Origin of the sequence: Carboxylicivirga linearis (genome assembly GCF_018271995.1) — a bacterium.
GTDB classification, from domain to species: Bacteria; Bacteroidota; Bacteroidia; order Bacteroidales; family Marinilabiliaceae; genus Carboxylicivirga; species Carboxylicivirga linearis.
Map to the genome: position 1 here is coordinate 1 of NZ_JAGUCO010000057.1, position 3739 is coordinate 3739.

The window sequence follows — 3739 nt, forward strand, 5'->3', positions numbered from 1 at the left end:
ACATTATTAATCAGTAAGGTTAAAATATCTGAAGCTATGCTAACATTACCATTTGCACTAAAATGAAGTGAATCAACAAGCAATTCTTTACCATCACAATCAAATAAAAAATTATTAGATGATGCTGCCACAACATTATTAATTGCTGCATCAACAATACTATCGTAAGAACTTGATGAAGTTGAAATATTACCTAAGAATATTGGCAGGTTAGCATTACCAACAAAGGATCTAACGTAGGAAATCTCATTTGTTAGGTTAGTTTCGAATTCTGCATTATAAGGACTACCAGCATCCGCTTCACCTTGATGCCTGAAAGCTGCCACAACTCTATACGTTTTCCCTAGACCTTCTATATAAGCAATTGCTGCATTAAATTTTGCCTCAAACTCCTCTAATAAAGCTGGGGTGCCATCCGGGATATTTGCAAAATCAACATTCCAGCATCCCTGTGTTGTTACTCCAATGGCTAATGATGTCGCACCCTTACTCCTCTTAATAACAAGGATATTTTTGTTTAAATATTGACTTATCTGGTAAAATAATGGTAAGTCAAACGCCCATTGATCCAATGCTGGTATTTCTGCGCCTGAATTAACACCTAGTTGCATATCTGGAAAACTTGCACCGTTCCACATTTTAACACCCGGTACAATACCGTCTGAACCAACATAAGCAGGTCTATCTGCAAAGGGAGCTCGTCCATCATCATTAGATTGCCCATAGGATAGAAATACAAGGAAGTCAACCTCCTCAGGTGGAGTGGGAGTCACTGAACCTCCACCTCCACCACCTAACATATTAAAAAACATCTGCATTCCATTCATTATACGTCTGTTATAGTAAAGTTAATAGTTGTGTCTATAAAGATATCCGAAACCCTTCCCAGTTCATCAATAACAATAATTCCAAATTCCACATTACTTTGAGCATTAAATGGGGGAACATCAAAATTGAACTCCCTGAGCGTTCCATCTTCTAAAATTAAATAAGAGGTATTAGTGGCCATATAAGCCGAATTGGTAGTTTGTAATAGAATTATTCGATCTATTACGCGACTATCAGATAATGTAAATGCAAATTGGCCAACATCACTATTATTAACTGTACCGCCATTGGAAACGTTCGTTAATCCAAATGAGGTTATCACGGGTCTATCACCTGTATCCACCCCATATTTATTACCCAAATAATCTCTAGTAACAATAAGGCGTTCCGCTTCAGATAATGCCCTATTATAAAATAACATTTCTTGAAATGCTTGTATCTTTGATGATACTGTATAAGTTTTAAGTATTGATGTGAGTATTAAATTAGTCAATGCCGTTGCACTTGTAAACATTGGCGTTGTTTTTTCATCTAAATATACACTAACATTTGCACCATCGGATACCATTGTTATAACATGTTTTCCGAAATGGACATCATAAAACGCCTTGTTTATAGTTGTCAGTACATTAAAAAAATAACCTTGTGTAAATGTCCTTAAATTCAATGTTCTATATGCGCTATTATAGAGTAATGACCTATTCAATTCATTTGGATCGTCTGCCTGTTGCTCAATTCTAAGCACAACTGTAAATGTGCCGTCATCACTTAATGTATACGACCCGTCCTCAATAATTTTACCGTACATTAAAACTCGCTTATTTGCATCATCTAAAGTAGGTCTGTTTGCATCTGTTGATGTACATGGAAGATTTAAAGCAGAATTTATTGGATTCTTTAGGACTGTGATGTTTCCAGAAACATCATCAACCTCTATTTGATTGTACATATAGGCAGCTACCAAATCAGTGTTATAAGGAATTGCCGCAATCGGTGAGGATTGAACCTCATTTGTTACCGCAACATCAGTAAAAGAAACTAACTCATTTGAATTTCCATCAACAGTATCTCCTGTTGTTGAATCATATGAGAATGTGATAACCTCACCACTTTGCGCTTGTCGTGAAATCTCTAGTAGTAATTCATTAGTACCGCTTCCTGATAAACTAATGATAGTTTGTACCACTGTATCATATTTAACAGTGTATCCTAAATTAGTTGCTGTTACATCCTCATCAAAAACAAGTTTTAAAATATTAGGATTTGCATCTTCAATTATTTTCAATTGAATCTCAGGTGGGAATGTATCTGTTAAGGCTACCTGTCTACTCCATGCACTCTGAACTGCATCACCAGTATTTGTTCCGTCTGATACTGTTACCTCAAATTGCAAATAATAATCTTCATCAGCTGCCTGCACCACATAATTTCTAAATGTAGCTCCTGATATTGCCACTCTTCCTGTTCCACTTTGATCAGTTGCCCTATACCATTGGTAAGTTGTTCCGCTCTCTGGTAATCCTCCACTTCCTGCGTTAAATGTATATTGACCAGACATGGTTTGGCCTACAACAGGTTGACCTGTGAAATAAACGTTCGTAGCAGTTGGATGAGTACTTGGTTCCGGTGTAACTCCACTACTTATTAGGGTTGGAATATTTATAACTATACCGTTTGGTGAATAAATGCAAAAAACAGGATGAGTTCCTGCTTCTGGAACCATACCATCCAAATCAATAGGAAATACCCCATTTGATTTAAAACCCGTTTCTATATTAATAGCGTGTACTCCATCTGCAACCACATCAAACCAATTGCAATTACCTACTACATTTGTCACACCAGTGTTTAATGATAATGTCAAATCTCCACTAGATAAATCTAATTGTCTTGTTTCATCTGGCCAATATGATTTGTCAAATTTTAATGATACAGTAGGTTGTTCGTTTGTGATTATTTCAATATCACCTTTTCTTACAACCTGCATTTTCTTCACCCATCGTCCTGGATCAGGTTCTGTGATATCATCAGGTAACAATACATCAATATCATCAGGTGTAGCTGTACTGGCACTTGAAAACTCATAGAATATGCCCGTTGTAACATCACCTGCATTGTTACCATCACCATAACCGGTTATAGCTTTAATTTCGCTAATGTTTGAATAGAGCAATTGAGTTAATCCACCTCCTGGAAGAATGGCAGTGTTGGCACTGGTTGTTAAAGTTGTTTCAAATTCTACTATTTGAACATTAGCGATATCACTTTGGAAAGTCACGTAAACGCTTCGCGGTGCATCGGTGATATCAAAAGGAACATTGGTAATTGGTGCAATGTAAACGCTATTCTTAGGAACTTCAATAACACGCTCGGTAATTAATCCTGCAGCATCATCACTTGATCGGGTACGAAGTGTAATGTTAGCATACTGATTGGTGCTAGGATTTGCGAAAACAACATAGGTAGCGTATTGATATCGACCATTAATTTTTATGGCAATTAACTCATTGTTGTCATCTGTATCAATCACATCAGTGTTGGTAGAGGCAAATGATGTACTAAAATCAAGTAATGTTTCAGTCAAACCAATTGTTTGCGGACTTACACCCATATTTAAGGTAACAGCTGCACCGGCTAAACGTCGTACCTGATCACGAATAGTAATGATAGCCGTTTTCATTTCGGCCAATGCAATGGCTAAATTAGGAGCTATCTCACTTAATGACTGTGCAACTGCATCACTTAAAAGTATATTTGAACTATCAAAAGGGATCCATATACCACCATTACGCACATAAGGACCATTCTCTAATGGAGCATCTGTCACCTTTTCATCAAGCAAGTTTTGTAGTCCATCAATACTGGCAGCCGGAATTTGTTCATCTTTATGCCAAAACGAATCCATCCAATG

General features: G+C 36.9%; 2 protein-coding genes. Both read right to left on the reverse strand.

Annotation, left to right across the window (positions count from 1 at the left end):
- On the reverse strand, positions 1-827 hold an 827-nt coding region (locus KEM10_RS23360; protein WP_212220658.1), incomplete at its 3' end, for a sialate O-acetylesterase.
- Positions 827-3739: hypothetical protein (locus KEM10_RS23365; RefSeq protein WP_212220661.1), on the reverse strand; the 2913-nt coding region annotated here is incomplete at its 5' end. The genes KEM10_RS23360 and KEM10_RS23365, both read right to left, overlap by 1 nt.